General features: G+C 49.4%; 26 protein-coding genes. 20 read left to right on the top strand and 6 right to left on the bottom strand.

What is annotated here, in order from left to right:
* Window positions 1–102: 102 nt before the first annotated feature.
* Window positions 103–2265: a Tex family protein gene (locus SB752_RS20295; RefSeq protein ID WP_410717386.1), complete on the top strand. Its 2163-nt coding sequence runs from the start codon at window positions 103–105 to the stop codon at window positions 2263–2265.
* 40 nt (window positions 2266–2305) lie between these two features.
* Here SB752_RS20295 and cmpA read toward each other — a convergent pair whose 3' ends face one another.
* Both cmpA and SB752_RS20285 read right to left on the bottom strand, forming a co-directional pair.
* On the bottom strand, window positions 2306–2428 hold the full coding sequence (gene cmpA, locus SB752_RS20290) for a cortex morphogenetic protein CmpA (protein ID WP_003389777.1): 123 nt from the start codon (window positions 2426–2428) through the stop codon (window positions 2306–2308).
* Window positions 2429–2505: 77 nt separating this feature from the next.
* Entirely contained in the window at window positions 2506–2841 is a 336-nt protein-coding gene (locus SB752_RS20285; protein WP_410717385.1) for a hydrolase/acyltransferase, read from the bottom strand.
* A gap of 108 nt (window positions 2842–2949) precedes the next feature.
* Here SB752_RS20285 and SB752_RS20280 point away from each other — a divergent pair, with 108 nt between their 5' ends.
* The 6 genes from SB752_RS20280 (at window position 2950) to tsaD (ending at window position 7260) form a co-directional block, all read left to right on the top strand.
* Window positions 2950–3423, top strand: a complete 474-nt coding sequence (locus SB752_RS20280) for a SprT family protein (RefSeq protein WP_410717384.1) — start codon at window positions 2950–2952, stop codon at window positions 3421–3423.
* Window positions 3424–3506: 83 nt separating this feature from the next.
* Window positions 3507–4529, top strand: coding sequence for a thiamine-phosphate kinase (gene thiL, locus SB752_RS20275; RefSeq protein WP_410717383.1), 1023 nt, complete (start codon window positions 3507–3509; stop codon window positions 4527–4529).
* 15 nt (window positions 4530–4544) lie between these two features.
* Entirely contained in the window at window positions 4545–5015 is a 471-nt protein-coding gene (tsaE, locus tag SB752_RS20270) for a tRNA (adenosine(37)-N6)-threonylcarbamoyltransferase complex ATPase subunit type 1 TsaE (RefSeq protein ID WP_410717382.1), read from the top strand.
* Window positions 4996–5718, top strand: coding sequence for a tRNA (adenosine(37)-N6)-threonylcarbamoyltransferase complex dimerization subunit type 1 TsaB (tsaB, locus tag SB752_RS20265; RefSeq protein ID WP_410717381.1), 723 nt, complete (start codon window positions 4996–4998; stop codon window positions 5716–5718). Before tsaE ends, tsaB begins: the two co-directional genes overlap by 20 nt.
* 4 nt (window positions 5719–5722) lie before the next feature.
* Window positions 5723–6178, top strand: a complete 456-nt coding sequence (gene rimI, locus SB752_RS20260) for a ribosomal protein S18-alanine N-acetyltransferase (protein WP_103108028.1) — start codon at window positions 5723–5725, stop codon at window positions 6176–6178.
* Window positions 6178–7260, top strand: coding sequence for a tRNA (adenosine(37)-N6)-threonylcarbamoyltransferase complex transferase subunit TsaD (tsaD, locus tag SB752_RS20255; protein WP_410717380.1), 1083 nt, complete (start codon window positions 6178–6180; stop codon window positions 7258–7260). Before rimI ends, tsaD begins: the two co-directional genes overlap by 1 nt.
* A gap of 96 nt (window positions 7261–7356) precedes the next feature.
* On the opposite strand, the gene SB752_RS20250 is transcribed toward tsaD, so the two are convergent.
* Window positions 7357–7860, bottom strand: coding sequence for a DUF3600 domain-containing protein (locus SB752_RS20250; protein ID WP_410717379.1), 504 nt, complete (start codon window positions 7858–7860; stop codon window positions 7357–7359).
* The gene (locus SB752_RS20245) at window positions 7850–8413 is read right to left on the bottom strand and encodes a sigma-70 family RNA polymerase sigma factor (RefSeq protein WP_410717378.1); all 564 of its coding nucleotides are present in this window, start codon (window positions 8411–8413) and stop codon (window positions 7850–7852) included. The genes SB752_RS20250 and SB752_RS20245 overlap by 11 nt, the downstream gene beginning before the upstream one ends.
* Before the next feature lie 303 nt (window positions 8414–8716).
* On the opposite strand from SB752_RS20245, the gene SB752_RS20240 reads away from it, so the two are divergent.
* Window positions 8717–10960 (top strand): alkaline phosphatase family protein, encoded by a 2244-nt coding sequence (locus tag SB752_RS20240; RefSeq protein ID WP_410717377.1) that lies wholly within the window; start codon window positions 8717–8719, stop codon window positions 10958–10960.
* Window positions 10961–10962: 2 nt separating this feature from the next.
* On the opposite strand, the gene SB752_RS20235 is transcribed toward SB752_RS20240, so the two are convergent.
* A complete protein-coding gene (locus SB752_RS20235) occupies window positions 10963–12897 on the bottom strand; it encodes an ABC-F family ATP-binding cassette domain-containing protein (protein WP_410717376.1) in 1935 nt (644 codons plus the stop codon).
* Window positions 12898–13003: 106 nt separating this feature from the next.
* On the opposite strand from SB752_RS20235, the gene SB752_RS20230 reads away from it, so the two are divergent.
* The 6 genes from SB752_RS20230 (at window position 13004) to SB752_RS20205 (ending at window position 16960) form a co-directional block, all read left to right on the top strand.
* On the top strand, window positions 13004–13582 hold the full coding sequence (locus SB752_RS20230) for a 5-formyltetrahydrofolate cyclo-ligase (protein ID WP_410717375.1): 579 nt from the start codon (window positions 13004–13006) through the stop codon (window positions 13580–13582).
* A gap of 98 nt (window positions 13583–13680) precedes the next feature.
* Window positions 13681–14196 (top strand): MogA/MoaB family molybdenum cofactor biosynthesis protein, encoded by a 516-nt coding sequence (locus tag SB752_RS20225; protein WP_049742275.1) that lies wholly within the window; start codon window positions 13681–13683, stop codon window positions 14194–14196.
* Window positions 14190–15191: a molybdopterin-binding protein gene (locus SB752_RS20220; protein WP_410717374.1), complete on the top strand. Its 1002-nt coding sequence runs from the start codon at window positions 14190–14192 to the stop codon at window positions 15189–15191. The genes SB752_RS20225 and SB752_RS20220 overlap by 7 nt, the downstream gene beginning before the upstream one ends.
* Window positions 15192–15233: 42 nt before the next feature.
* Window positions 15234–15608, top strand: a complete 375-nt coding sequence (tatA, locus tag SB752_RS20215) for a twin-arginine translocase TatA/TatE family subunit (protein ID WP_103108020.1) — start codon at window positions 15234–15236, stop codon at window positions 15606–15608.
* Window positions 15609–15626: 18 nt separating this feature from the next.
* On the top strand, window positions 15627–16400 hold the full coding sequence (gene tatC / locus SB752_RS20210) for a twin-arginine translocase subunit TatC (RefSeq protein ID WP_410717373.1): 774 nt from the start codon (window positions 15627–15629) through the stop codon (window positions 16398–16400).
* Between the two features lie 149 nt (window positions 16401–16549).
* On the top strand, window positions 16550–16960 hold the full coding sequence (locus SB752_RS20205) for a hypothetical protein (protein WP_410717372.1): 411 nt from the start codon (window positions 16550–16552) through the stop codon (window positions 16958–16960).
* A gap of 71 nt (window positions 16961–17031) precedes the next feature.
* Here SB752_RS20205 and SB752_RS20200 read toward each other — a convergent pair whose 3' ends face one another.
* Window positions 17032–18369, bottom strand: a complete 1338-nt coding sequence (locus SB752_RS20200; protein WP_410717371.1) for a CAP domain-containing protein — start codon at window positions 18367–18369, stop codon at window positions 17032–17034.
* 261 nt (window positions 18370–18630) lie between these two features.
* Here SB752_RS20200 and groES point away from each other — a divergent pair, with 261 nt between their 5' ends.
* The 6 genes from groES to SB752_RS20170 all read left to right on the top strand — a co-directional run bounded on the left by groES (window position 18631) and on the right by SB752_RS20170 (window position 24795).
* On the top strand, window positions 18631–18915 hold the full coding sequence (gene groES, locus SB752_RS20195) for a co-chaperone GroES (protein ID WP_049742269.1): 285 nt from the start codon (window positions 18631–18633) through the stop codon (window positions 18913–18915).
* Window positions 18916–18969: 54 nt separating this feature from the next.
* Window positions 18970–20601, top strand: coding sequence for a chaperonin GroEL (gene groL, locus SB752_RS20190; RefSeq protein ID WP_410717370.1), 1632 nt, complete (start codon window positions 18970–18972; stop codon window positions 20599–20601).
* 236 nt (window positions 20602–20837) lie between these two features.
* Window positions 20838–22145, top strand: a complete 1308-nt coding sequence (locus SB752_RS20185) for an ABC transporter substrate-binding protein (RefSeq protein ID WP_410717369.1) — start codon at window positions 20838–20840, stop codon at window positions 22143–22145.
* 79 nt (window positions 22146–22224) lie between these two features.
* Window positions 22225–23184, top strand: coding sequence for a carbohydrate ABC transporter permease (locus SB752_RS20180; RefSeq protein ID WP_410717368.1), 960 nt, complete (start codon window positions 22225–22227; stop codon window positions 23182–23184).
* 10 nt (window positions 23185–23194) lie between these two features.
* Complete coding sequence (locus tag SB752_RS20175; RefSeq protein ID WP_410717367.1) at window positions 23195–24016, top strand: carbohydrate ABC transporter permease; 822 nt, start codon at window positions 23195–23197, stop codon at window positions 24014–24016.
* Window positions 24013–24795: an HAD family hydrolase gene (locus tag SB752_RS20170; protein ID WP_410717366.1), complete on the top strand. Its 783-nt coding sequence runs from the start codon at window positions 24013–24015 to the stop codon at window positions 24793–24795. Before SB752_RS20175 ends, SB752_RS20170 begins: the two co-directional genes overlap by 4 nt.
* Window positions 24796–25049: the final 254 nt, after the last annotated feature.

The raw sequence follows: 25049 nt of genomic DNA, 5'->3' as shown, positions 1-25049 counted from the left end.
AAAAAAGGTGTCGGCTGGCACCTTTTTTCTTTTTCAGGTTTCCAGACTTTGCAAACAAATATGGTACAATAAACGGCGAAGTACGATCGCAGGAGGATATGTATGGAGCTTACGTTGATGATCCAGACCGTTGCCCAAGATACAGGCGTTAAGCCTCATCAAGCGGAACGCACGATTACTCTTTTGGATGAGGGAAACACGGTTCCTTTTATAGCCCGCTATCGAAAAGAAATGACCGGGCAGCTGGACGAGACGCAGATTCGAGCCATTGAAGAACGCGTTCGTTATTTGCGTAACCTGTCTGTACGCAAAGAGGAAGTCGTACGTCTCATTGAAGAACAAGGCAAGCTGACAGAAGAACTGAAGGCGGCCATTGAGCGTGCAACAAAATTGCAGGAAGTAGAAGACCTGTATCGTCCTTATCGCCAAAAGCGGCGTACGCGAGCGACCATGGCAAAGGAAAAAGGGCTGGAGCCGCTTGCTACTTACCTGCTCAGCCTCCCGAAATCAGGAGCGCCTGAAGCAGAGGCAATGGGCTACGTTAACCCGGAAAAAGGAGTAGAGACAGCAGAACAAGCTTTGCAAGGTGCTATGGATATCATCGCCGAGCAATACTCTGACGACCCGGATATTCGCCAATGGGTTCGGGAGCGTACCATGCAAAAAGGCTTGCTGGTATCCGAGCAAAAAGCGGAAGAAGCAGACGAGAAAAATGTTTATCAAATGTATTACGCATATAATGAACCTTTGAAAAAGGTAGTTCCTCACCGAGTGCTGGCGATTAATCGCGGAGAGAACGAAGGCATTCTCAAGGTAGCGGTGGAAGCCCCTGTACCAGAAATCCTGGCCTGGATCCAGCGCCGCGTCATTTCCCGTGAGACAGTCGTACGCTCTATTTTGGAGACGACGGTAGAGGATGCCTATAAACGCTTGATTGCACCATCCATCGAGCGCGAGGTACGTACAGAGCTGACAGAAGCGGCTGAAGAACGTGCGATTCATATTTTTTCAGAGAACCTCCGCAATTTACTGCTTCAGCCACCTGTAAAAGGCAAAGTAGTGCTCGGTGTGGACCCGGCATTTCGTACAGGCTGTAAGCTGGCTGTCGTAGATGAAACCGGCAAGCTGCTGGAGGTCGCCGTTGTTTATCCGACTCCACCCGTAAACAAAGTGGCGGAGGCATCGGCAAAGGTCAAGCAGATGATTGAAGCATACAGTGTTACCGTAGTGGCGATTGGCAACGGAACGGCGTCACGAGAGACGGAGCAGTTTATTGCGACGCTGCTGAAGGAACTGAAGCGAGACGTTATGTATATCATCGTCAATGAGGCTGGAGCGTCTGTTTATTCGGCTTCCGCAGTGGCCAAGGAAGAGTTTCCAGACCTGGATGTGGCAGAACGCAGTGCAGCATCCATCGCTCGGCGCTTGCAGGACCCGCTTGCTGAACTGGTCAAGATCGATCCGAAGTCCGTTGGGGTAGGACAATACCAGCACGACGTATCCCAATCGCGTCTGGCGGACAGCCTCCAGTTTGTAGTCGAATCGGCAGTTAACCATGTCGGCGTGGACGTCAATACGGCATCACCTTCGCTGCTGCAGTATGTGTCAGGGATCAGTCGGCAGGTCGCGGGCAATATTGTGAAGAAGCGCGAAGAGGTCGGGAAATTCACTACTCGTTCCCAGCTCAAAGAAGTTCCTCGTCTTGGCGCTAAAACGTATGAGCAATGCATTGGCTTTCTACGGATCGTCGATGGAAATAACCTGCTGGACAAGACTCCGATTCACCCTGAGTCCTACACGGCTACTCACAAGCTACTTGCGATGATCGGCATTGCGCCGGAGCAAATCGGCAGCGAGCTGTGCCGGGAGCGGCTGCAAGCGCTGGATGTGGCTGCAACAGCAAGTCAGCTGGGGATCGGGGAGCCGACATTGCAAGACATCGTAGAGAGCTTGCTTCGTCCAGGGCGCGATCCGCGTGATGAACTCCCTAAACCACTGCTGCGCAGCGATGTTCTCCAACTGTCTGATCTCGCTGTAGGCATGAAGCTGCAAGGTACGGTACGGAATGTAGTGGACTTCGGGGCATTTGTGGACATCGGGCTGAAAAATGACGGTCTGGTACACATTTCCCGATTGAGAAAGGGCTTCGTCAAGCATCCGCTTGATGTGGTCACGGTAGGCGATATTGTGGACGTGTGGGTAGTTGAGATTGATGAGAAGCGCCAGCGTGTCGGAATGACGATGATCGAAAAGGCAGAAGGCTAATCGCTTCGCTTCAGATACAGCAAAAAGGCGGCCTCCTCATTTACTGTGGACGGCCGCCATGTTTTTCCCAATATAGGAACCAACAACTGTTCAACAAACGAATTTGTCGAACGTCCTTCCCAATGAAGGCACGCTGCAATTGCCTACGCATCCATTGTGGCATGAAGGTACCTCCTGGATTTAATCGTCTATTGGCAATGTATGCAAGAGACGAGCAGGAGGTACCTCTTTTTGTAAAACTTATTCTTCTTCGTTTAAAAACTCCAGCTGTGCTTGCAGCGCACGAATCTCGGTCAACAAGGAAATAAGCGGATACTCGCTCTCCTGTAGGGAGGCAAAGCGACGCTCCAGCTGGCTTACGTAATCCAGCCCCTCGGTGATCGATAGGTCATTTCCCAGAAGTTCCAGATCAGCGCACTCAGCCAGAACTGCCGGCAGCTCAGGTCGATCGGAAATCGTCAGTTTGTCGATTTCCTTATACAGCCGCTTAAAAAGTGCGACCAGCTGATACATATGAGATTCCGGGAGTGCAACAAAATGCAGCCCTGTGTTCTCCTGCAACATCAAATAGCGCATGAGCTCCTCCACCATTCTACTTTTCTTCCACCCAGTGTAGCCTATCTGTCTAGCACTTTTCAACATTAACTGCTATCGTGAAAGAAGAAGAGAAGCGGAGGAGATGAGATGACCGATCAGGAATTGCAAATGCTGGTGGAGACAATATCCAGCGAGTTTTTTGCCACGCCCTTTCGCCATCAGGCCCGCTTTAACAGCAGATTGCGCACGACGGGCGGTAGATACCTGCTGCGCTCGCACGATATTGAGCTAAATCCTCGGCATTTGGAGGAGCATGGTTTAGAAGAGCTGGCAGCGATCATCAAGCATGAGCTGTGTCACTATCATCTGCATATTGCGAAGAAAGGGTACCGTCATGCGGATCGAGATTTTCAGGTGTTGCTTAAACAGGTGGGAGGAAGTCGATACTGTCAGCAAGTAGGCAATGGTCGCACGGTTTTGCCCTATCGCTACGAGCTTGTTTGCCGGGCATGTGGGATGAGCTACAAGCGCAAACGCAAAATGAACCCGGCCAAGTATCGGTGCGGACGTTGTAGCGGCAAGCTGGTGCTGCGCGAATTAAAAGAGATAGCTCAGCCCTAGGGTGCGCGTTGCCGGGGCTTTCTTGCACGTCTTTTGACAGCAGAGGTATAATGAATTCACTATGCAGTAAAGGAGCGTTTGAGGTGGCACAAGATGAATTTTCCTTGATCCGGCAATGGACAAGTCGGTCGGACGGACAGGAAGGGGACGGCTTGACCGTCGGGCTCGGGGATGATGCCGCCGTTTTTACGCCAGGGCACGCGATGGAGGTCGTTGCTTGCTGTGATGCTATGGTGGAAACCGTCCATTTTTTAAAAACAACCATGAGCCCGAGCGACATAGGGTACAAGGCAGTCATGAGCAACATTAGTGATGTGGCAGCCATGGGCGGATATGCGAGGTACGCATTGGTCAGTATTGCGGTATCGCCAAAGTGGTCGCCAGAGGAATGCAGTCAAATCTATGATGGCATTTATCAGGCTTGTGAGCTGTATGGTGTGCGTGTCATTGGCGGTGATACGGTGTCTGCGCCAGATGCCCTTCACCTGTCAGTGACGGTGCTTGGCGAAGTGGAAAAAGGCAGGGCCCTTCGCCGCTCGCAGGCTGCCGCCGGACAGACTGTGTTTGTTACCGGGCATATCGGAACCTCGGCAGCGGGGCTTCACCTGCTGTTGCAGGAAAAGAATGGAGCTAGCAGCTCTGGCGTGTGGAGGGAGCTGGAGATAGCTCACCAGCGTCCGCTGGCTCAGGTTGCTGCGGGGAGACTGCTTCTCGCTTCTGGGGTATGCAGTGCCCTAAATGACGTGAGCGACGGTCTGGCATCGGAGCTATGGGAGATTGCGGAAGCGAGTCAAGTAGCGATATCAGTCGATGCTGCGCAGATCCCTATCAGAGAAGATGTCTGCGCTTATGCAACACAGGTAAACAAGGACCCTTTGGAATGGGCTTTTTATGGGGGCGAGGACTACCAGCTCGTTGGCACAGTTGAATCGAGCAAGGTAGACGAGATTGCACAGAAATTCGCGTCCGCTGGTATTCCATTTGCTGTTATTGGCCGGGTAGAGGCACAGAGTGAGGACGGAGTGCCAGCTCTTTCCCTGATACGCGATGGCTTGCAGCTTCCGTTGCCTAAAGCCGGCTTTAACCATTTTGGGCAGCGTGGATGAGGAGTGATAACGAACATGACATATACATGGAGGCTTTCGGGTGCAGTACAAACACAGCGCTTTGCTGCATGCTTGGCAGACCAGCTGCAGCCCGGTGATTTGCTTGCACTCGAAGGCGATCTTGGTGCAGGCAAGACTACATTTACGCAAGGGTTGGGGCGAGGACTTGGCGTTCGGCAAGTAGTGAACAGTCCGACGTTTACAATCATAAAAGAATATCAGGGCCGTTTGCCGTTATACCATATGGATGTGTATCGGGTAGGCGATGATGTAGACTCGCTTGGGCTAGACGATTACTTTTTTGGCGAAGGAGTCTGTGTGGTAGAGTGGGCTTCCTTGATCGAAGAGGTGCTTCCAAACGAGCGATTGACCGTTTACTTGCGTACAGAAGGAGCAGAAGAACGGACGATTGAGCTGGTGCCTCAGGGGGCACGATATGTGAATTTGTGTGAGGAGTTTGATTTTGATGCGTGTACTGGCAATTGATACATCCAATCTGGTGTTAAGTGTAGCTGTCGTAGAGGAAGAGAGAGTCCTGGCAGAGATGACAACCAACCAGCAAAAGAACCACTCGATTCGACTCATGGATTGTGTCAGTGAATTGCTGGACGCAACAGGTACCTTGCCAGAGCAGCTCAGCGGATTGGGAGTAGCCAATGGACCTGGCTCCTACACGGGCGTAAGGATCGGGGTGGCGTCGGCAAAGAGCATGGCATGGTCACTAGACATTCCCGTGATCGGAATTTCCAGCCTGCAGGTAGTGGCGATGAATGCACTTGGCTTTCCAGGAATGATTGTGCCACTGTTTGATGCCCGCAGAGGACAGGTTTACACAGGATGCTATCGTACAGACGGCATGGAGAGCGTACGGGCGTGTGAAAACGAAAAAATCATTCTGCTCGAGGAGTGGCTTCCACACCTTCGTGATCAGGCACAGGGAGAGGCGATCCTGTTTCTTGGCGAAGACGTTCGGATACACAAAGAAGCGATTGTGCAGGTGCTGGGTGAGCAGGCGAAGTTTGCCTCTCCCGCTGCGAATCATCCCCGAGCAGCCCACATCGGTTATCTGGCGATGAAAAAGCTGCAGGATGGCACGAATGCGCATGAGCTGGTTCCGGAGTATCTCCAATTGGCGGAAGCGGAAGCAAAATGGCTGGCCCAAAAGCAGGAGGGTTTGGTAAAGGAGTAATCATATGAGTCAACATACAGATTTGGAATACCGCTTTATGACGATGCAGGATGTTGGGGCAGTCGCCGAGCTGGAGCGGTTGTCCTTTTCAACACCGTGGCCGCATGATGCTTTCGTCAACGAGCTGACGATGAATCCGAATGCGCGCTATGTCGTTGTCGTTCATCAGAATCGAATCGTCGCCTACTGCGGCATGTGGATTGTGCTCGATGAAGCGCACATCACGAATGTTGCGGTTCATCCGTTGTTTCGGGGAAAGAAAATCGGGCTCGGGCTTATGCTCAAAATGATGAGTGTAGCGAGATCGTTTGGTGCACAGAGCATGACACTAGAAGTACGGACTTCCAATGTTGTGGCGAGAAATATGTACATCAAGCTCGGATTTAAAGAGCATGGAGTACGCAAAGGGTACTATTCGGACAATAACGAGGACGCAATAATTATGTGGGTGACATTGTAATGAACAGGACATATAACTCGCGCTACGAGATGCGCGTACAAGAAGCTTATCAAGCACATAAAGAGTCAGGTGCTCCGACCTATATTTTGGGGATTGAAACCAGCTGTGACGAAACCTCCGCATCCGTTGTTCGGGACGGATGCGAGGTGCTCTCCAATGTCATTGCTTCACAAGCTGATATTCACAAACGATTCGGCGGGGTGGTGCCAGAGGTAGCCTCCCGCAGGCACGTGGAGAACATTACGCTGACGATCGAAGAAGCATTGGCCGAGGCAGGCAAGACACTGGCTGATATTCAGGCGATTGCCGTCACGTACGGTCCAGGACTCGTGGGGGCACTATTGGTTGGCGTAGCAGCTGCTAAGGCTGTATCTTTGGCGAGAGGAATTCCACTGATCGGCGTTCACCATATCGCAGGCCACATCTATGCGAACCGTTTGGTAGAAGAAATGGATTTCCCGCTGATTGCGCTGGTCGTTTCGGGAGGCCATACTGAGCTGGTCTGGATGAAGGAGCACGGTCAATTTGAAATTTTGGGCGAAACGCGTGATGACGCTGCTGGTGAAGCCTATGACAAGGTAGCACGGGCACTGAATTTGCCGTACCCAGGCGGTCCACACATTGACCGACTCGCGCACGAAGGCGAAGCGAATGTACCGCTTCCTCGTTCGTGGCTGGAGCCAGGCTCGTACGATTTCAGCTTTAGTGGCTTGAAGTCAGCTGTACTCAATACCTTGCACAATGCCGCTCAGCGTGGAGAGTCGATCGAGCCAGCGAATCTCGCGGCCAGCTTTCAGGACTCGGTAACAGAGGTACTCGTAGAAAAAACGCTCCGAGCTGTACGTGAATACGGAGCGAAGCAGGTGCTTTTGGCAGGTGGCGTGGCAGCCAACCGCGGATTGAGAGATCGGCTGCAGGAGCGGTGCAAGGCAGAAGGAGTTCCACTCGTTATTCCTCCATTCTCGCTCTGTACGGACAACGCTGCCATGATCGCAGCGGCAGGCTATATCAAGTATGAAAAAGGACAATTTGCCAAGCTGGATCTTAATGGTGTACCAGGCTTGTCGCTTACTGAGCAGTAATGACTGATCAAATAAAAAAGGGAGTTATCCACATTTGGATAACTCCTTTTTCGTTGTACCAAAAAGCGAAGGGCTTACATCTGATAGACACCTTTTTTACTGTACAGAGCCTTTGATTTTTTCAAAAAGAGGACTCAATTTGGAGCCGAGCTGCTGGTATAGCTCCTGTTCCTCTGCTGTCAGCCTGTCTTCATGAGGAACTCCATTTTGATCAGTGATCTTCAGCTTTAGCTGCATCAGCTGCTTGGTTAAGGCCACATATTCTGTAAATTCCTCGTCTGTCAGCTTTCCTTTGGCTTCTTGAAGAAAGGCTTCTATCTCGTTGTAGCTTTGCTGGGTTCCTCCCCGTTCCATAATTGCTTTGGAATCTCCAAAGATTTGATCAGCCAGATAGGGAGTGGCTAGAGCAGCGGTAGGAATCAGAATGGCTATTGCAACGATGCTGGCAAGCAGTCTTTTTTTCATGAGCGGTTGTCTTCCTTTCTTTTGCTGCAAAAAGTGTTGATACGTACGGTGGACTCGTTTCTCTACTTCAAGCGGAATCGGCATTTCTTTGCCTGCTTGAAGCAGCTCCTCACGCAGTTGTTTTTCAATGGGCATATAGGTCACCTTCCGCTATTGGGTATCGTTTTCGTAATTCCTTCAGTCCAAGATGGTGTCTGGACTTGACTGTACCCAAGGGAATTTTCAGCAGGTCAGCGATTTCTTCCAGAGAGTAATCGTGAAAATAGCGGAGTATCACAACTACCCGTAGCTTGTACGACAATTGGCGAACAGATCGAAACAGCTCAAGCTGCGACTCTGATTGCAGAACGACTCGCTCTGTCCAGTCATATTGCTGCGTAGCGAGCAGGCGATTGCGCTCAAATATACGCAAGCGGCGCCAGGCTTTTCTTTTCCAATCCTGGACTTGTCGTACGGTAATACCGTGCAGCCAGTAGCGAAAAGGCCTGCTGGGATCATATGTGTGATAGGAACGCCACATGCGAAGGTAAACCTCATTTACGATGTCCTCGATCTCCTGCTTGTTGAAGACGAGGAAGGCGACTGTGCGATAGACGTCCTGATGCGTCGCATGATAAACCAGTGGAAATGCCGTTTCGTCTCCTAGAATCATTTTTTCTAGGAGTGGAAGTAACTCTTTATCATTCATGGGGGCCCCTCCTGAACGTGTTACAACTCTATATTCGCTCTTTTGCAGGAAAAGGTTCAGTATTCAGGCTGCATGTTCCGTTTATCTACTGTATCGGCAGATTGATCGGCTGAATTTGGAGCAGAACAATAAATTATCCACAAGGAAGGATAACTTTGCGGGTTGTTCACACCCCCACCTGTGAATACTGGTGATAACATGAAAAATGACCGGGAAAATCGCCGGATGAAGCAATTTAAGCTTGTGGATTATCCTGTGGAAAATGTGGATAAGACGAGTAGAGTTATCAACAGGAGGCATCTCGTGAAGACAAAAATCTTGCTCAGTTTACTTGCATTCCTAATATTGTTTGCAGCTACAAATATCGGAAATCGCATAGCCACAGCTAAAGAAGCTCAGCAAGTACTCGTGCTGTTTGTGGAGGGAATGTCTTTTTTAGACATGGAGACCTTCGCAGGTAATCCGGCTGTGGATAAATGGGTAAAGGAAGCATCTGCTGGCGCTGTCTCTATGCGCACACCTGGAGCACGGACTGCCCCGAACGGCTATTTGCTTATGGGAAGTGGCGGACAAGCCCAGTACAGTGTAAAAAGCGGAACGGCCTATCACACTGCCGAGTCGTTGTCAGCTAGAGAAACAGCTGGAGACCGGGTGAGAGAGCTTGGCGGAATAGCAGAAAACAATCTAGGGTCATCGATTGTGTACCCGGGGATATATCGATTGCTGGCAGAAAATGAGGACAAGCCGTTTTCGGCGAGGATAGGGCTGTTGGGAGATACTCTTGCTGCTAAAGGAATTCGGGTGTCAGCTTACGGCAATGGAGATTATGAAGACGCAAGGCAGCGCCACAGTGTCCTGTTTGCGATGGATGGAAAAGGACGCGTGCCGTATGGTGATATATCAGCAAACAGTCTGCTGCCTGCCAATGGCTATCCGTATGGGGTGAAAACAAACTACACGCATATATTCAACCAAATCCAGGCTGATCAAAAGTCGGGGGTTATTACGGTTCAGCTTTCCGATTTGGCGCGTCTCTACCAGCTGGCAAATGATATGGAGCCTACACAGTTTGCCCGTCACTATCATCAGGTGCTAACGGACTTGTCTCATTTTGTGGATCAAGTGCTACAGCGACAAAAAGAGAACCAGCTCATCATTCTGACTTCACCAGCGGTCCATGCGGTAGCGACAAAGGAAAAAGTGCTGCTATCTCCGATTCTCATTTGGAACAACAAAGACAGAGGCCTGCTTACATCTGCGACGACACGTCAATCCGGGCTCATTAGCGGAGTAGATATTTTGCCAACAGTTTTAGCGTGGTTAAACGTACCGCTACCGAGTGATTTGGCTGGACATGCCGTGAAGGTAGACCTGGAGAGAACAACGATGAATGAACTGCTGGATCAAGTAAAGCAAATTCATCACACATATGCCACAAGACCTGCCGTCATCTATACATACGTCATGCTGCAAATCATTACGCTTGCCTGTGCGGCGCTATTGTGGTTGTGGGGGAAAAGAAGGACGGGCTCGATATACGCCGGGCTGCGCCGCGGTGTTCGTCTCGCACTATTGGCACTTCTCTGGTTTCCTCTCCTATTGCTGGTGGAAGGGGTGCTCGGATGGAATGCTTCCGGGCAGGTTGTTTTAGGCCTGCTCATCACAGTGGCGCTACTGGCTGCCTTCCTGCAGGAGCACCGCTCGCTTTCACACACGACACTAATCATAAGCGGTGCCACGGCATTTGCAATTTTAATCGACGGGTGGAGTGGGGCGACGATGATGCGCCATTCATACCTCGGCTATGACCCTGTCATCGGGGCTCGCTTTTATGGATTAGGCAATGAATACGAGGGTGTACTAATCGGCAGTGCGATCCTGTTTGTGGCTTCGCTTTATCAGGCCTACAAGCAGTCGGGTAGCCACGACTCGCCACGCAAAAGCGTCCTGTTGCCGGGGACGGCTGCCATTTTTTTCGGACTGGCGCTGTACTATATGGTGGCTCCAGGCTTGGGTACGGACGCAGGCGGCTTTCTCGCCGGATTAGTTGGTTTTTTCGTTGCCTTTGCAAGGCTGCAGGGCTTACGGATTGGCAAAAAGGGCCTCCTGATGCTAGCAGGAGGCCTGATGCTCGGTGTCGCTGTATTGATAGCCGGAAGTCTGCTAACCGATCAGCCCTTAACACATGTAGGGCGTGTTTCCCAGCAGATCGTGTCAGGAGAATGGGCGGAGGTTGGCAAGATGCTGGAGCGCAAGCTGGCTATGAATCTGCGGTTAATCCGGGTTTCGATGTGGAGTAAGGTGTTCGTCGTATCTCTGGTCGTGCTTGGCTTACTGGCGCTTAGAAACGATCGATTCCTGCGCCATTTGGCACTGGATACACCATTTCTGGTTAAAGGCTTTGCTGGTGTAATCGCAGGTTCACTGGCAGGACTGGTGCTGAATGACTCTGGTATCGTGACAGCAGCCACCTGCATCGTTTTTCTCGTCGTTCCCGCACTTTATGCGGCTTTGGAGGAGCCGGCACATGAGCGCTGCTCGACGTGAGGTTATGCCTCGGAGAGCTCGCTCCATTCGTCATACAGCTGCTCCAGCTCTTGTTTTGCGGCATGAATCTGATCGTTTCTTTCTTTTGCCTGGACATGGTCACTATAGATCTCAGGAAGACACAGCTCTTCTTCCCATTTGGTAATATCGGCTTCCCGTTTTTGGATCGCGGCTTCGATCTCTTCCAGACGGCGCTGGCGTTGGCGTTCCCGCTTCTTGGCTTCCTTATCCAGCTCGTAGGATGATTTTTCAGGTTGAACAGAGGCAGCACTGCCTTGCTTTTTGGCAGGGAGTGCTGCTTGCTCGGCTGCAAGCTCCGCCAGCTCTTGCTTTTTCTCTACATAGTAGTCGTAGTTGCCCAAATAACTGGTCACACCATCACCTGTTAGCTCAAGCACCCGGGTTGAGATTTTATTCAGGAAGTAGCGGTCATGGGAAACGAACAGGATGGTTCCCGGATAATCGTAGAGCGCATTTTCCAAGACTTCCTTGCTGAAAATGTCCAAATGGTTAGTAGGCTCGTCGAAGATCAGGAAGTTGGCTTGCCTTAGCATGAGCTTTGCCAAGGATACACGTGCGCGTTCTCCGCCAGACAGGTCGGAAATGCGCTTTTGTACATCATCCCCACTGAATAGGAAGTTGCCTAGCAGCGTACGCACGTCTTTTTCCAGCATTTGCGGATACTCATCCCAGATTTCACCGAGCACCGTATTGCGTTCGTTCAGATTGCGATGCTCTTGGTCGTAATAGCCGATTGTGACGTTGCTGCCAAAATCTATGCTGCCACGAAGCGCGCTCAGCTGCTCCACGATCGTTTTGAGCAAGGTGGATTTGCCAATCCCGTTAGGTCCGACCAGCGCGACTCTCTCTTCGCGTTCAATCTCAAACGTAATGCCCGAAGAGAGGACAGCATCCGGGTAGCCAATAGCGACATTCGCTGCCTTCATCACGATGGTTCCGCTCATTTTGGAAACATCAAAGGAAAAATGGACCGATTTGTTTTTCATGATCGGCTTGTCCATGCGGTCTATTTTTTCTAATGTCTTACGTCTGCTTTGTGCGCGCTTGGTTGTTGTGGCACGAGCGATGTTTCGAGCGATAAAATCCTCCAGCTTGGCGATTTCATCCTGCTGCTTTTCAAATCGCTTCAAATCTTGCTCCAGCCGCGCAGCCTTTTGATCGAGGAATTGACTGTAGTTGCCGACGTAACGTGTGGCACGTGTTCGCTCGATTTCATAAACAACGGTCACCAACTTGTCGAGGAAGTAGCGGTCATGGGATACGACGAGGATTGCTCCCTGATAGTTTTGCAAATAGGTTTCCAGCCAGGTGAGTGTTTCAATATCCAGGTAGTTGGTCGGCTCATCGAGTAGAAGAATCGTTGGAGACTGCAGCAGCAGCTTGGCCAGAGCCAAACGTGTTTTTTGTCCGCCGCTTAGCGTACGAATCGGCGTCTGGTAATCCATATCGGCAAAGCGAAGTCCGTGCAACACTCCGCGAATCGCCCCCTCATAGCTGTAACCTCCGCGCTCCTTGAACGCTTCTGAGCGGTGAGAGTAATTTTCCAATAGCTGCTGGTAACGTTTTTCATCAGCGAGGATAGCAGGATCGCCCATTTTTGCTTCCAGCGCACGCAGCTCCTTTTCCTCGACCTGCAGATGAGCAAATACAGAAAGCAGCTCGTCCCAAATGCTTCTCTCCGATTCCAGCCCGCTGTTTTGTGCCAAATAGCCAATCGTTACCTCTTTGGGAATCCGTACAATTCCGCCGTCGTAGCTCAGCTCGCCAGCGAGAATCTTCATCAAGGTAGATTTTCCGGCACCATTGACACCAACGAGCCCAACGCGTTCACCCGTTTGTATTTGCAGGGAAATGTCTTGTAGAATGGTCTCGACACCATACGTTTTTTCTATATGTTCAGCTTGTAGCAAGATCATGTGGTTCACCTCTTTATATACTAATGCAAGTGTAGCCTAGAGAGAGTGTACGGGACAAGCCTAGAGGGGCGTTGTTTGAACCCGTGCAAAAGGAGAGCGGTTGAAAGTGGACAAAAAAGCGGATAAAAAACAGCTCCGAACCCATATTATGGAGGCGCGAAAAACGATGTCTCCAGAAGAACGCAAGCTTCGATCTGAGAGAGCATGCAGTCATTTGCTGGCATGCGAGCAAGTGGTGAGCAGCAAAGCAATTATGGCCTTTCATCCTTTTGGAGCCGAGATGGATATTCTCCCGTTTATTGAGCAAGCGAAAAAACGAGGACAGGAAATCTGGCTGCCCCTGACACGCCCTTCTGAGCGGCGTCTGGTTCCGTACGTATTTAGTGGACCGGAAATGTTAAAGCAGGGAGTATATGGTATCTGGGAGCCCGATCCGGAAAAAGCGGTGCCTGCAGACGTAGAAAAGCTCGACGTGGTGCTCGTTCCTGGTGTGGCATTTGATCGATTCGGGGGTCGCATGGGCTATGGAGGCGGCTACTACGATCGTTTTCTTGCAGGACTTATGCATCGCCCATTTTTACTAGGAATAGGATTCTCCATGCAGGTAGTAGACCATGTACCACTTGAGCCGCACGATATACCACTGGATGCTTTGGTGACTGAGGAAGGCCTTTTTCATTCGTGAACGTTTTGTGTCAGGAACTCTCTTTTCTGACAGTACTATCTACAGCACGGACAAAAAAGTGTACAATACTATCGAATGAAAAAACGGAGGAATGAGCTGTGGGCAAATGGAAGGTAGGCGTAATTTCGGCAAGTGATTCGATTGCCAGAGGAGAGCGGACAGATGATCGTATTCCGATCATTCGTCATCTGACAAGGGAATGGCTGCACGTAGACGTCGCTGTATACCGTGCCGTTACCGATGATATGGAAGACTTGAAGGAAAACATGATCGAATTCGTGGATCGGGAAAAGTGTGACCTATTGATCGTAACAGGCGGGACCGGTCTTAGCCCGCGTGATGTCACCCCGGAAGTGACAGCATGGGTGATGGACAGACCAGTTCCAGGGCTGGCAGAAGAAATGCGCCGTGCCGGCCTGCAGCAATCTCGTCGTGCGATGTTGACACGTGCGGTTGCGGGTACGCGTGGAAACTCGTTGATTATCAACCTTCCTGGCAATCCAAAAGGCGTAGAGATCTGTTTCAACGCGATCGGCGATATGCTGGCGGATGCCTTGCACATTTTGCAAGGAACAGGAGAGGCCAATGAAGATTGGGGAGGATTGGGTTGGTAGAAAAACCACAAATGCGTGAAGTGCCTGTACGTGAAGCGATTGGCATGATGCTGCCACACGACATGACACAAATTCTGCCCGGAGAATTCAAGGGCCGGTTGTTTAAAAAGGGTCATGTTGTTACGGAAGCAGACATCGAGCCACTCTTGTCGATCGGAAAAGAACATATTTATGTGCTAGAAATGCCAGAGGGCTTCATTCATGAGGAAGAAGCGGGGATTCGTATTGCCAAAGCTGTTTCCGGAGAAGGTTTGACCTTGACACAGCCGTACGAAGGCAAAGTCTCGATGAAAGCATCTCGTTCCGGTTTGGCTAAGATCAACGAGGAAGCCGTTCATGCGCTCAATGCATTGGAAGGTATTGCATTTTCTACCATGTATGGAGATCAGGTGGTCCATCCCGGTCATACACTGGCAGCCACCCGGATTATCCCGCTGATCATGGAGGAGACTCGTATTATCCAACTGGAGGAGCTGGCGAAGCAGTTTGGTGAGCCGATTGTGCAGGTAAAGTCTTTCCTGGATAAATCGGTTGGTCTCGTCACCACGGGTGGAGAAGTTTTTTCAGGACGAATTGCAGACAAATTCGGTCCGGTGATTCGCTCCAAGGTAGAGGCGCTGGGCTCAACGGTTGTGGAGCAGCGTTTGGCACCTGATGACAAAGATGCGATTGAGCAGGAGATTCACTATTTCCTCGATAAAGGTGTCGATTTGGTACTGGTTACAGGCGGCATGTCTGTGGACCCTGATGACCGTACACCAGGAGCGATTGCAGGTGTAGGGGCTGAAGTGGTAAGATATGGCACACCGATGCTTCCGGGGTCCATGCTGATGGTTGCTTACAAAGGTGACACTCCAATCCTGGGCTTGCCTGGGGCTGTTATGCATGAGACATTTACTTCGTTTGACGTTTTTCTACCACGGATTTTGGCAGGAGAGAGAATTGAGGCTTCTGACATGACGAGGTTGGGATATGGTGGTTTACGAAAGTGTTAGCTGGTTAGACTGACAATTAACAGGAAAAAGGAGTGAAGGCAAATGGGCAGTATCGGGATTCCTGGATTAATTTTAATTTTGATTTTGGCGCTTGTCCTGTTTGGTCCCAAAAAGCTTCCAGAGCTGGGACGTGCCGTTGGTCATACCTTGAAAGAATTCAAGAACGCGACGCGCAGTCTGACTAGCGATGAGGAAGACGATGATGATGCAAAGCGCAAAGAGCTGGCTGCAAAGGATACAAGCAAGGACGCTACTACAGCCAAGGCTGCGGTTGTGACTGAAAAGGATGCGTTTGACCGCGAAAAGATTGAGCGTGAAGTACGTGAGAGAATCGAACGCGAGCGCCTTGAAAAGGAAATCCGCGAAAAGCTGGAAATGGAGCGCACGCAGCTAGAAAAGGAACAGCAAAAGGCGTAATTGGGTAAGGTGGTTGCCATGACGGATCAAGAAATGACAGTGGTTGAACACCTGACGGAGCTGCGCAAGCGTATCATTTGGGTGTTGGCCGTATTTATTGTCGCGTTGATTGCCGGCTTCTTCTGTGCCGGTCCGCTCATTGAGTATTTGAAGCAAGAGCCGATTGCAGATGGAGTGCCGATCATCTCCTTGCATCCCTCGGACGCACTTCGCGTGTACATGCAGTTTGCTTTTCTCATTGGAATTGTTGCCACTCTTCCTGTGGCACTTTATCATGTATGGCGGTTTGTTTCACCCGGTTTGGAGAAGAACGAGCGGAGAGGGACGCTTTATTTTATCCCGGCTGCAAGCTTTCTGTTTGTGATTGGCATTTTGTTTGGTTATTACGTGGTCTTTCCGATGATCATGCAGTTTATGACCTCGACGTCTGCCAGCATCGGGGTAAATCCTAACTACGGCATCGGCGAGTATTACGGATTTATGTTCAACATGGTAATTCCATTCGGTGTGTTGTTTCAGCTCCCGATCATTGTCATGTTCCTCACGCGTCTGCGTATTCTCAATCCGATGAGGCTGGCAAAGGTACGTCGGTTTGCCTATTTCGGTTTAACTGTTATAGGTGTTACGCTGACGCCGCCGGACATTGTAAGTGATGTGTTGGTTATCATCCCTTTGCTGCTTTTGTACGAGCTGAGCATTTGGCTGTCACGGGTTGTGTACCGTAAGCAGCTGAAGGAGCAAGAGGAATGGGAAAGTGAATACAGCTTGGAAGCGGACGAGGTTGTTCGCTAACGACTCATGAAGTCTCCTGTTTTCAAAGCGGGAGGCTTTTTTTATTTGCTCTTTCTGTGGTAGGTTCGATTCCTTTACGCATGGATGTATATAACGGTGAGATGGGAAATACTAGGAAAGCTATTTGAGGGGAGGTGCATTCCAACAAGATGTGGCTGATTCTATGCTTGGCGTTGTTTTTTTCTGGCGGGACGGCACACGCAGCGGAGCAGGTAGAGCTGTTTGACTCTGATCAACAAAAGGTCGTCGCGACATTTGCCAATACTGAGGTGTTTCAGGCTGAGGCGCAAAAGCTGCTGCACAGTGTGAGTGGACGTGTGCTTGAGCTGAATCCGTCGCTTGAGCATGCGATGATTGTCAGGATACCGCTAGCTCCTCCGCAGCACTTGACGCATTCCTCTTCGGGGATTGATACAGATATCGCGGAGATGTTTGTCATTATGCCGAAAAAGGGAAGCCGACCGCCATGGATGATTTTACATACCAAGCAATATGAAACGGTAGTCGTAGAGTTTGGAGCAAAAGTGGAGCAGCTTCGAAAGCAGGTTCAGCTTCCATGAACACAAGAACAAGGACAAACCCGGCCCGTCCGAAAAGGGGCGTGCCGAGCTTGTCCCATTCGCCAAATCATTTAGTTGCGAGGTGTCAAAAAAGCTTGTGTGTAGTAGTCCGCGATCACTCCAACACCTAATTGGGTAAAATCCTTTTCCAAAACGTTTTTGCGATGACCTGGACTGTTCATCCAGCTTTCATGGGCTTCAATCGCATCGGGATAGCCGGCTGCGATATTTTCGCCTGCCATGCTGTAGGGGACCGAGGCTTGCTTTAAACGGTCAAAAGGACTGGTGCCAGTCGTAGCGGAGACGTGATCGAAGAAATTGTTCGCCTCCATGTCATGACTATGGCCTCTTGCTACCTGGGCCGCCTTTTCATTCCACTGAAGTGCAGGCAGCTTGTAGCGATAGCGTGAAACGTTAACCAGATCAAGAATTTGTCGCTCATATGCCTCGTTTACCAATTCACGCTCGCCCACGCTCAGGGCAGGAGGGTTAAAATCGGGTGCCTTTCCTTGATAAGACCATTTTGTATCGTAAAAGCCCCCGCGCAATAGCATCTGGGTGTCAATCATGCGGACAGCCGTTACTTTATTGTCATTTTGCTTGTCCAGATAATAGATAAAGGGCGTGCCGTTTTGCATAACCAGAGGACGCTGCTGTTTTTGGTTTGTCATCTGGATTTGGGCACCCATATAAGAAAAGGAGACGATGTCTTGTAGATCATATTGACGCTCTAGCGACTGCTGGCTCATGCCAACACCGACATTGCCCAGTGTGGCTTGTGGAGCCAATGAGTACAGGTCGACTACTTTGTTGTTTGCTATGCCTACCTGTATGTATTTTGCTGGGTCACTATTATAGATCCACCATTGATAGCCCAGACTGCTCGGTTCGATGCGGACTGGCTTTCCTAATTCTTTGGTTACTTCCTCTGATGACATGCCGATTGTCAGTCCAAATAGAGTCTGGAGAGACGTTTTTTTCGCGATAGCAGGAGCCGTGGTGTCGCTAGGTGTCTTAGCGGTTGTGCTAGCGGGTACGGCTGGTGGCAGAGCAGCTGGTGCAGCATCCGTGGGCGGGTTGGGAGCGACTGTAGGCTCGACAAATGCGGGAGGTTGTCCAACCCAGGCAAAATGGGTAGAGCCATCCCAGCCTACTGGTTTGTTCAGGTGGCGACCAATGATGGACAACGGGACATAAACGGTGCCGCGATACTCAATGGTGGCAGGGAGTTCCTTTCCGCCTTCTTTATAGTAGCCGGGCTTTTCGCTGGTGGCGATTTCCCTCCCGTCCCAATAAATCGAGGCAGGATAAATACTGACACGAATAAAGGAAGTATTATCGGATGAGAAGAAGCGGCCAATCCCCAGGACACAGAGGACGACGATCCCGATCCAAAGCCATTTGTGCATGTGAGGGTTCCCTCCTTGAGAGTAGCTCTGTTCTGATTCTATGATTGATTTATATGACAGGGTCTGGTTACTAGAACTGAATACTAGGGCGGCTGCTAGAAAAAAGGGTTTAGAGATTTCAAATGGAAAAAAGTGAGGGAAACTACTTGCAAAGTACATAGTGATTCAATTATTATAGGAATTGGGTGTTAGCACTCATACAAGACGAGTGCTAACAACAGTAAATTTGTTTACCTACATTTTTTGAGGAGGGTGTTTTTAGTGCTTAAGCCATTGGGTGACCGTGTGGTAATCGAAGCTATCTCCAAAGACGAAACGACTGCAAGCGGTATCGTTTTGCCTGATTCTGCAAAGGAAAAACCGCAAGAAGGCCGCGTAATCGCAGTAGGTTCTGGTCGTGTTGCTGACAACGGCGAGCGCATCGCGTTGGAAGTAAAAGACGGCGATAAAGTAATCTTCTCCAAATACGCTGGTACTGAAGTAAAGGTAGACAATAAGGAATACCTCGTGCTGCGCGAATCCGATATCCTCGCGATCATCGGTTAAGGCTCTTGACATAGGAAGTCGAACGAAAAACACATAACAGGAGGTAGAGATAAGATGGCAAAACAAGTGAAATTCTCTGAAGACGCTCGCCGCTCGATGCTCCGCGGTGTTGAAACACTGGCAAACGCAGTAAAAGTTACACTCGGTCCAAAAGGCCGTAACGTGGTACTGGAGAAAAAGTTCGGTTCTCCATTGATCACAAACGACGGTGTAACCATCGCGAAAGAAATCGAGCTGGAAGACGCTTACGAAAACATGGGTGCGCAGCTGGTTAAAGAAGTTGCTACCAAAACAAACGACATCGCAGGTGACGGTACTACCACTGCAACTGTTCTGGCGGCAGCGATGATCCGTGAAGGTCTGAAAAACGTAACTGCTGGCGCTAACCCAATGGTTATCCGTCGCGGTATGGAAAAAGCAGTTCGCGCTGCTGTTGAAGAAATCAAATCCATCGCAAAGCCGGTTGAGAACAAATCCTCCATCGCGCAAGTAGCTGCTATTTCCGCTGACGATCCAGAAGTAGGAAACCTGATCGCTGAAGCTATGGAAAAAGTGGGCAAAGATGGCGTAATCACTGTTGAAGAATCCAAAGGATTCGTAACAGAGCTGGAAGTTGTAGAAGGTATGCAATTTGACCGTGGATACGCTTCCCCTTACATGATCACTGACACTGACAAGATGGAAGCAGTTCTCTCCAACCCATACATCTTGATCACTGATAAAAAAATCTCCAACATCCAAGAAGTTCTGCCTGTACTTGAGCAAGTAGTACAAAGCGGCAAACCTCTCTTGATCATCGCTGAAGATGTAGAAGGCGAAGCATTGGCTACTCTCGTAGTAAACAAACTGCGTGGTACCTTCACAGCTGTAGCGGTTAAAGCACCTGGCTTCGGCGATCGCCGCAAAGCTATGCTGCAAGACATCGCTGCTCTGACTGGCGGCGAAGTGATCACTGAAGAGCTGGGTCTGGATCTGAAATCCACCAAGCTGGAACAATTGGGCCGCGCTGGAAAAATCGTGGTTACCAAAGAAAACACAACTGTTGTTGAAGGTGCTGGCGACAAAGCAGCAATCGAAGGCCGCGTAGCTCAAATCCGTCAACAAATCGAAGATACTACCTCCGATTTCGATCGTGAAAAACTGCAAGAGCGTCTGGCTAAACTGGCTGGCGGCGTAGCAGTTGTTAAAGTCGGTGCAGCTACTGAGACCGAACTGAAAGAGAAAAAACTCCGCATCGAGGACGCTCTCAACTCTACTCGCGCTGCAGTAGAAGAGGGTATCGTACCTGGTGGTGGTACTGCTCTGATCAATGCGATCAAAGCGGTTGAAGCGATCAAAGTAGATGGCGAAGAGGCTGTTGGTGTGCAAATCGTACTCCGTTCCCTGGAAGAGCCAGTTCGTCAAATCGCAGCGAACGCAGGTCTGGAAGGATCTGTAATCGTAGAGCGTCTGAAAAAAGAAGCTGTAGGTATCGGCTTCAACGCTGCTAGTGAAGAGTATGTAAACATGCTTGAAGCTGGTATCGTAGACGCGGCGAAAGTAACTCGTTCCGCACTGTCCAATGCAGCATCTGTAGCAGCTATGTTCCTGACTACAGAAGCAGTAATTGCTGACAAACCAGAAGAAAACAAAGCTCCTATGGGCATGCCAGATATGGGTGGCATGGGCGGTATGGGCATGATGTAAGAAACGGGATACCGTTTCGAGAGGGAGGCAGACAATCGTCTGTCTCTTTTTTTTGCTATGGGCTTTGGGTCAGCTGATATGCACGAGGATGATTCTTATGAACTATTATCTGAAAAATACGAATATTTTGTTGAAAAAATATTTCCGAATTCTATAATAGATTGTAAAATATTACTACATAGAGAGAATTGCACAGAAGACAAGCAGCATAAATCTTGCATGGAGGAGATCTTTTGATGAGACGTGTAGGGGTTTGGTTGTTTTGTGTCTTGCTACTGTTTGTTTTGGCTGCGTGTAATGGAGGGACTTCAGCACCAGCGTCAGGAGGGCAGACTGAAGGATCGACTGCACCAGCCACAGAGCCGGCAAAAGGGGAGCCGGTGGAGCTTGTCATGTACAGCTGGCGTACAGAGGATAAAGAGGCGTACGCCAAGTTCATTGCCGAGTTTGAGAAGCAGCATTCCAACATCAAGGTGAAATTCAAATCGTTTAAATCAACGGAATACAACACGATTCTAAGTAATTCTCTCACATCAGGGACGGGTGTAGATATCGTACAGCTCCGTCCGTACTCTGGTGCGACTTCGATTGCAGACGCAGGATACCTGCTGCCACTGGATGAGGTAAAAGGAGTAGCAGAAATAGAGCGAACTTACCTGGATGCTGCACGCGGCAGCGATCAGAAAGTATACGGGATACCGCTCTCGATCAACTCTGCTGTTATTTTCTACAACAAGAAGCTATTTGAGGAGAACGGTCTGGTCCCGCCGCAAACCTGGGATGAGCTGCTGCAAGTCTCCGCAGAGCTGCAGAAAAAGGGGATCATTCCAATTGCTCAGGCAGGCAAGGCATCCTACCTGCTGTCAATTACCCATAGTGTCATTGGGACGAGCTCCTATGGCGGAAACGAATACGTCGATCAGCTCTTAGCAGGGCAAGCCAAATTTACCGATGGAGCTTTTACGGAGTCTATCAAGCGGATGCAAGAGCTAGCTCCTTTCTTCCCGCCCGATTTTATAGGTATTGATGACAAAGATGCGCAAGCTCTTTTTTACACGGGCAAGGCAGCCATGTATATAAACGGCAGCTACCGTCTGGAAACCTTTGAAAAACAAAGCCCTGATTTGCCGATTGATATCCTGCCGGCTTTAGCGAAGGAAAAGGGTGGAGAGACTCCCATGATTAACTGGGTGGATGGCTCTTATGGAATTGCCAAGTCCACGAAGCATCCGGAAGAGGCCAAGGTTTTTGTCGAGTGGCTCGCGTCCAAGGAATTCGGACAGATGTTTAGTGATGATCTGAATCGTCTAAGCGCGATTTCTGGAGTCACTCCGAAACATCCACTGGTGCAGAAAATGACGCAGCTAAGCGAAAAGAGCATGGCACCCTTTTTGATGCTGGTTCACTTTGGCGAGGGGACTCCTACGACGAAGACTACGTTTGAAGATTCACTCCAAGGGCTGTATATCAACAAGATCGATGTCGACAAAGTAGCAGGAGATACCCAAGCTTCTGCTGATAAATGGTTCAAACCGAAAAAGTAAGGCTGGAACGAGGAATATGGAGGTACAGTCGGGCCTGACTGCTTGGCTGTACCTTATTTTAAGGAGGAACCCCATTACCATGCCTGTACTGGAAAAAAAGACTGTGAACAAAACAGAGACGGCTAGAAAACAGAGTGTGAACTGGAAAAAGCACATGGTTCATTTGTTTTTGCTTCCTGCTCTGCTCTTTTACATTTGGTTTCAGGTATATCCTATTTTTTCTGCATTTCTGAATAGCTTCTTTGCGTGGGATGGACTGAAGCGAGGCTCTTTTATCGGCCTGGAAAACTTCGTACGGCTGTTTACTGAATCCCCTTTCCAAGAGACGTTTTTCCGTGGACTGGGCCATAACGTTATCTTTTTTATCGGAATTGTGATCACCAAGCTGGCAGTGGCTTTTCTGATTGCACTTGTCATCAACAGCAAAATCCGCGGCAAAGAGTTTTTCAAGATGGTGATCTTTTTGCCCAAGCTACTATCGGTAATCGTGGTAGGTTTCTTGTTTAGCCTGATTCTCAATCCTACTTACGGTGCCTTGAATACCTTTCTTGCGTTTATTGGGCTGGAGGAATGGGCCAGACCGTGGCTTGGCAGCCCTGATACTGCCTTGTACACGATCATTTTGGTGAATAGCTGGTATGGACTCGGATTTGCCGTTCTTATCTTTCTTGCGGGCTTGCAGTCAATCCCGACAGAAATATACGATGCTGCCAAAATTGATGGGGCTTCCGGGTTTACTATGCTTTGGAAGATGACGATTCCGCTGGCTATGCCTTCGATTATGGTGATGACGATTCTTAGCTTTATTGGAGCTTTTGAGACCTTTGAGCTTATTTTCGCGATGCAGGGCTCGCAGGCAGGACCTTACTTTTCAACGGATGTGTTGGCTACCTACTTTTACAGGCTGGCATTTGGCTCTGTAGCTGGCGGGGAGTCGATTGGGCTTGGATCGGCATTGGCGGTAGTACTTTTCCTCATGATATCGAGTGCAACGGCCGTTCTGCTCTTTTTCTTTAAACGAAGGGAATATGAACAGTAGGAGGGAGAACATGACGGTACGTCTCGGCCAGTATGCAAAGTATCTGTTGCTGTCACTATTTGCTTTTTTAGCGCTGTACCCTATCTTTTTGATGATTGTCTCTTCTTTTAAAAGCAATATAGAGATCCTCACTGAACCGCTTGGGCTGCCTCATTCCTTATCGATTGAAAATTACGTTTCCGTATGGGAGAAGGTCAACTTCGGCTCCTATGTGTGGAACAGCATCTATGTGAGCGGGCTGTCTGTCTTTTTCATTCTGTTTATCTCATCGCTTGCAGCCTTTTACCTGTCGCGCTACACGTTTCGCTGGAATTCGTACGTCCTGTTCTTTTTTATGATCGGCCTGATGCTGCCGATGAAGCTTGCTATTTTGCCACTGTACATGATGATGCTGAAGCTGCAGCTTTTAGATACGCTCACTTCTCTGGTGATTTTGTATGTGGCGGGCGGCATTCCTTTTGCGGTATTTGTGTTCTACGGATTTTTTCGAACGCTGCCTACTGAGCTCGATCAATCCGCGAGACTGGATGGATGCAACGGGTTTCAGGTGTATTACAAAATCATCTTGCCACTCATGAAGCCAGCTCTTGCCACTGTGGGGATTGTTCATCTGATTGGGGTGTGGAACGATTTCTTTTATCCGCTGATATTTTTGAAAAGCGAGGAGCTGAGCACTATTCCTTTGGGGGTGCTTACTCTGTTTGGTGAATACGATACAGAGTGGAATCTGCTTTTTGCCAGCTTAACCATCTCTTCTTTACCGATGATTATTGCTTTTTTGTTTGCATCCAAGCAATTTATTGAAGGACTGACGTCGGGGGCGATAAAATGAGCAAGCTTTGGGTAACTTTTGATTTGGATGGCACACTTATGCAAAATCCTTTTGGGGCATGGGTTTTTCCGGAGATCGCAGAGGTGGTCTCCGGGAAGCTGGGGCGAGAGATCGATATTATTTCGGAGATGGTCGCCGAGCATGAGCTTCGAATGGAGCAAGGCAGGTATGTAGAAGCGTATGATTGGGATGATATTTTAGGTTTGCGATGTAAGCAGCTGGGTATGGAAGCGCCCTTTGAGATAGAGCCGTTGTTGCGAAAACATGCGGTCGCACCTAAGATCAGTTTGCTAGAGTCCGGAATTTTGGATGTATTGGGTGCGATCAAATCGCGTGGTTATTCACTGGCGGTTGTAACCAATGGGTTTTACAAGTTTCAAGCCCCAGTAATGGAAGGCTTGGGCTTGCTCGATTACTTCGATGAAATATTGACGCCTGAAAAAGTGGGGACGGGAAAGCCTGATCCGAAAATGATTGATGTGTTGACAGAAGAGGTAGTCGCTCATGTTGGAGATAGACTGGATCACGATGTTCAAATGGCCAATCGAAAAAACGTAACTTCTGTGTTCGTTGATCGAAATCTCCCTGATGAATTAAAAGAGTTCGATCCTCGCCAGCGCTCGAGTGATCAGAGAATGAGAACAAGGTGCCTGGAGAAGTGGAAGAAAGAAAGTAGAAACACTACTGCTACTGCTCTTTCGAGTGTATTGATACCTGCAGTGGTGATTCATTCTATACAAGAACTATTGACGATTTTAGATGAGCGGAAGGGGGGGTAAAATTTATTCTTTCTTTTGCTTGCAATTCTGTTTGGAACTTGTTAAGATAGACCTTGTCGCTTTTGAGGGTATTTTTAAAGAGAATGAAAAAAACTTGAACTTCTAAAAAATAACCCTTGATTTTAAGAGAAAGACCTGATATAGTTTAAAAGGTCGGCGCCACGAGCGCTAACAACGAAAATGCTCTTTGAAAACTGAACAGCGAAAGCGTTAATGAGTCTATCATTAAATGATTTGCCAGCTTTGAACCAGTA

Source organism: Brevibacillus sp. SIMBA_040, assembly GCF_046535075.1.
Lineage (GTDB): Bacteria > Bacillota > Bacilli > Brevibacillales > Brevibacillaceae > Brevibacillus.
This window is presented reverse-complemented; position numbering and strand designations above follow the sequence as displayed.

What these genes read in the sequence shown, in the direction of transcription:
- SB752_RS20295 (WP_410717386.1), top strand. Translation starts at nt 103, where the DNA reads ATGGAGCTTACGTTGATGATCCAGACCGTTGCCCAAGATACAGGCGTT.
- cmpA (WP_003389777.1), bottom strand. Translation starts at nt 2,428, where the DNA reads ATGCCACAATGGATGCGTAGGCAATTGCAGCGTGCCTTCATTGGGAAG.
- SB752_RS20285 (WP_410717385.1), bottom strand. Translation starts at nt 2,841, where the DNA reads ATGCGCTATTTGATGTTGCAGGAGAACACAGGGCTGCATTTTGTTGCA.
- SB752_RS20280 (WP_410717384.1), top strand. Translation starts at nt 2,950, where the DNA reads ATGACCGATCAGGAATTGCAAATGCTGGTGGAGACAATATCCAGCGAG.
- tsaE (WP_410717382.1), top strand. Translation starts at nt 4,545, where the DNA reads ATGACATATACATGGAGGCTTTCGGGTGCAGTACAAACACAGCGCTTT.
- tsaB (WP_410717381.1), top strand. Translation starts at nt 4,996, where the DNA reads ATGCGTGTACTGGCAATTGATACATCCAATCTGGTGTTAAGTGTAGCT.
- rimI (WP_103108028.1), top strand. Translation starts at nt 5,723, where the DNA reads ATGAGTCAACATACAGATTTGGAATACCGCTTTATGACGATGCAGGAT.
- tsaD (WP_410717380.1), top strand. Translation starts at nt 6,178, where the DNA reads ATGAACAGGACATATAACTCGCGCTACGAGATGCGCGTACAAGAAGCT.
- SB752_RS20250 (WP_410717379.1), bottom strand. Translation starts at nt 7,860, where the DNA reads ATGCCCATTGAAAAACAACTGCGTGAGGAGCTGCTTCAAGCAGGCAAA.
- SB752_RS20245 (WP_410717378.1), bottom strand. Translation starts at nt 8,413, where the DNA reads ATGAATGATAAAGAGTTACTTCCACTCCTAGAAAAAATGATTCTAGGA.
- SB752_RS20235 (WP_410717376.1), bottom strand. Translation starts at nt 12,897, where the DNA reads ATGATCTTGCTACAAGCTGAACATATAGAAAAAACGTATGGTGTCGAG.
- tatA (WP_103108020.1), top strand. Translation starts at nt 15,234, where the DNA reads ATGGGCAGTATCGGGATTCCTGGATTAATTTTAATTTTGATTTTGGCG.
- tatC (WP_410717373.1), top strand. Translation starts at nt 15,627, where the DNA reads ATGACGGATCAAGAAATGACAGTGGTTGAACACCTGACGGAGCTGCGC.
- SB752_RS20205 (WP_410717372.1), top strand. Translation starts at nt 16,550, where the DNA reads ATGTGGCTGATTCTATGCTTGGCGTTGTTTTTTTCTGGCGGGACGGCA.
- SB752_RS20200 (WP_410717371.1), bottom strand. Translation starts at nt 18,369, where the DNA reads ATGCACAAATGGCTTTGGATCGGGATCGTCGTCCTCTGTGTCCTGGGG.
- groL (WP_410717370.1), top strand. Translation starts at nt 18,970, where the DNA reads ATGGCAAAACAAGTGAAATTCTCTGAAGACGCTCGCCGCTCGATGCTC.
- SB752_RS20185 (WP_410717369.1), top strand. Translation starts at nt 20,838, where the DNA reads ATGAGACGTGTAGGGGTTTGGTTGTTTTGTGTCTTGCTACTGTTTGTT.
- SB752_RS20180 (WP_410717368.1), top strand. Translation starts at nt 22,225, where the DNA reads ATGCCTGTACTGGAAAAAAAGACTGTGAACAAAACAGAGACGGCTAGA.
- SB752_RS20175 (WP_410717367.1), top strand. Translation starts at nt 23,195, where the DNA reads ATGACGGTACGTCTCGGCCAGTATGCAAAGTATCTGTTGCTGTCACTA.
- SB752_RS20170 (WP_410717366.1), top strand. Translation starts at nt 24,013, where the DNA reads ATGAGCAAGCTTTGGGTAACTTTTGATTTGGATGGCACACTTATGCAA.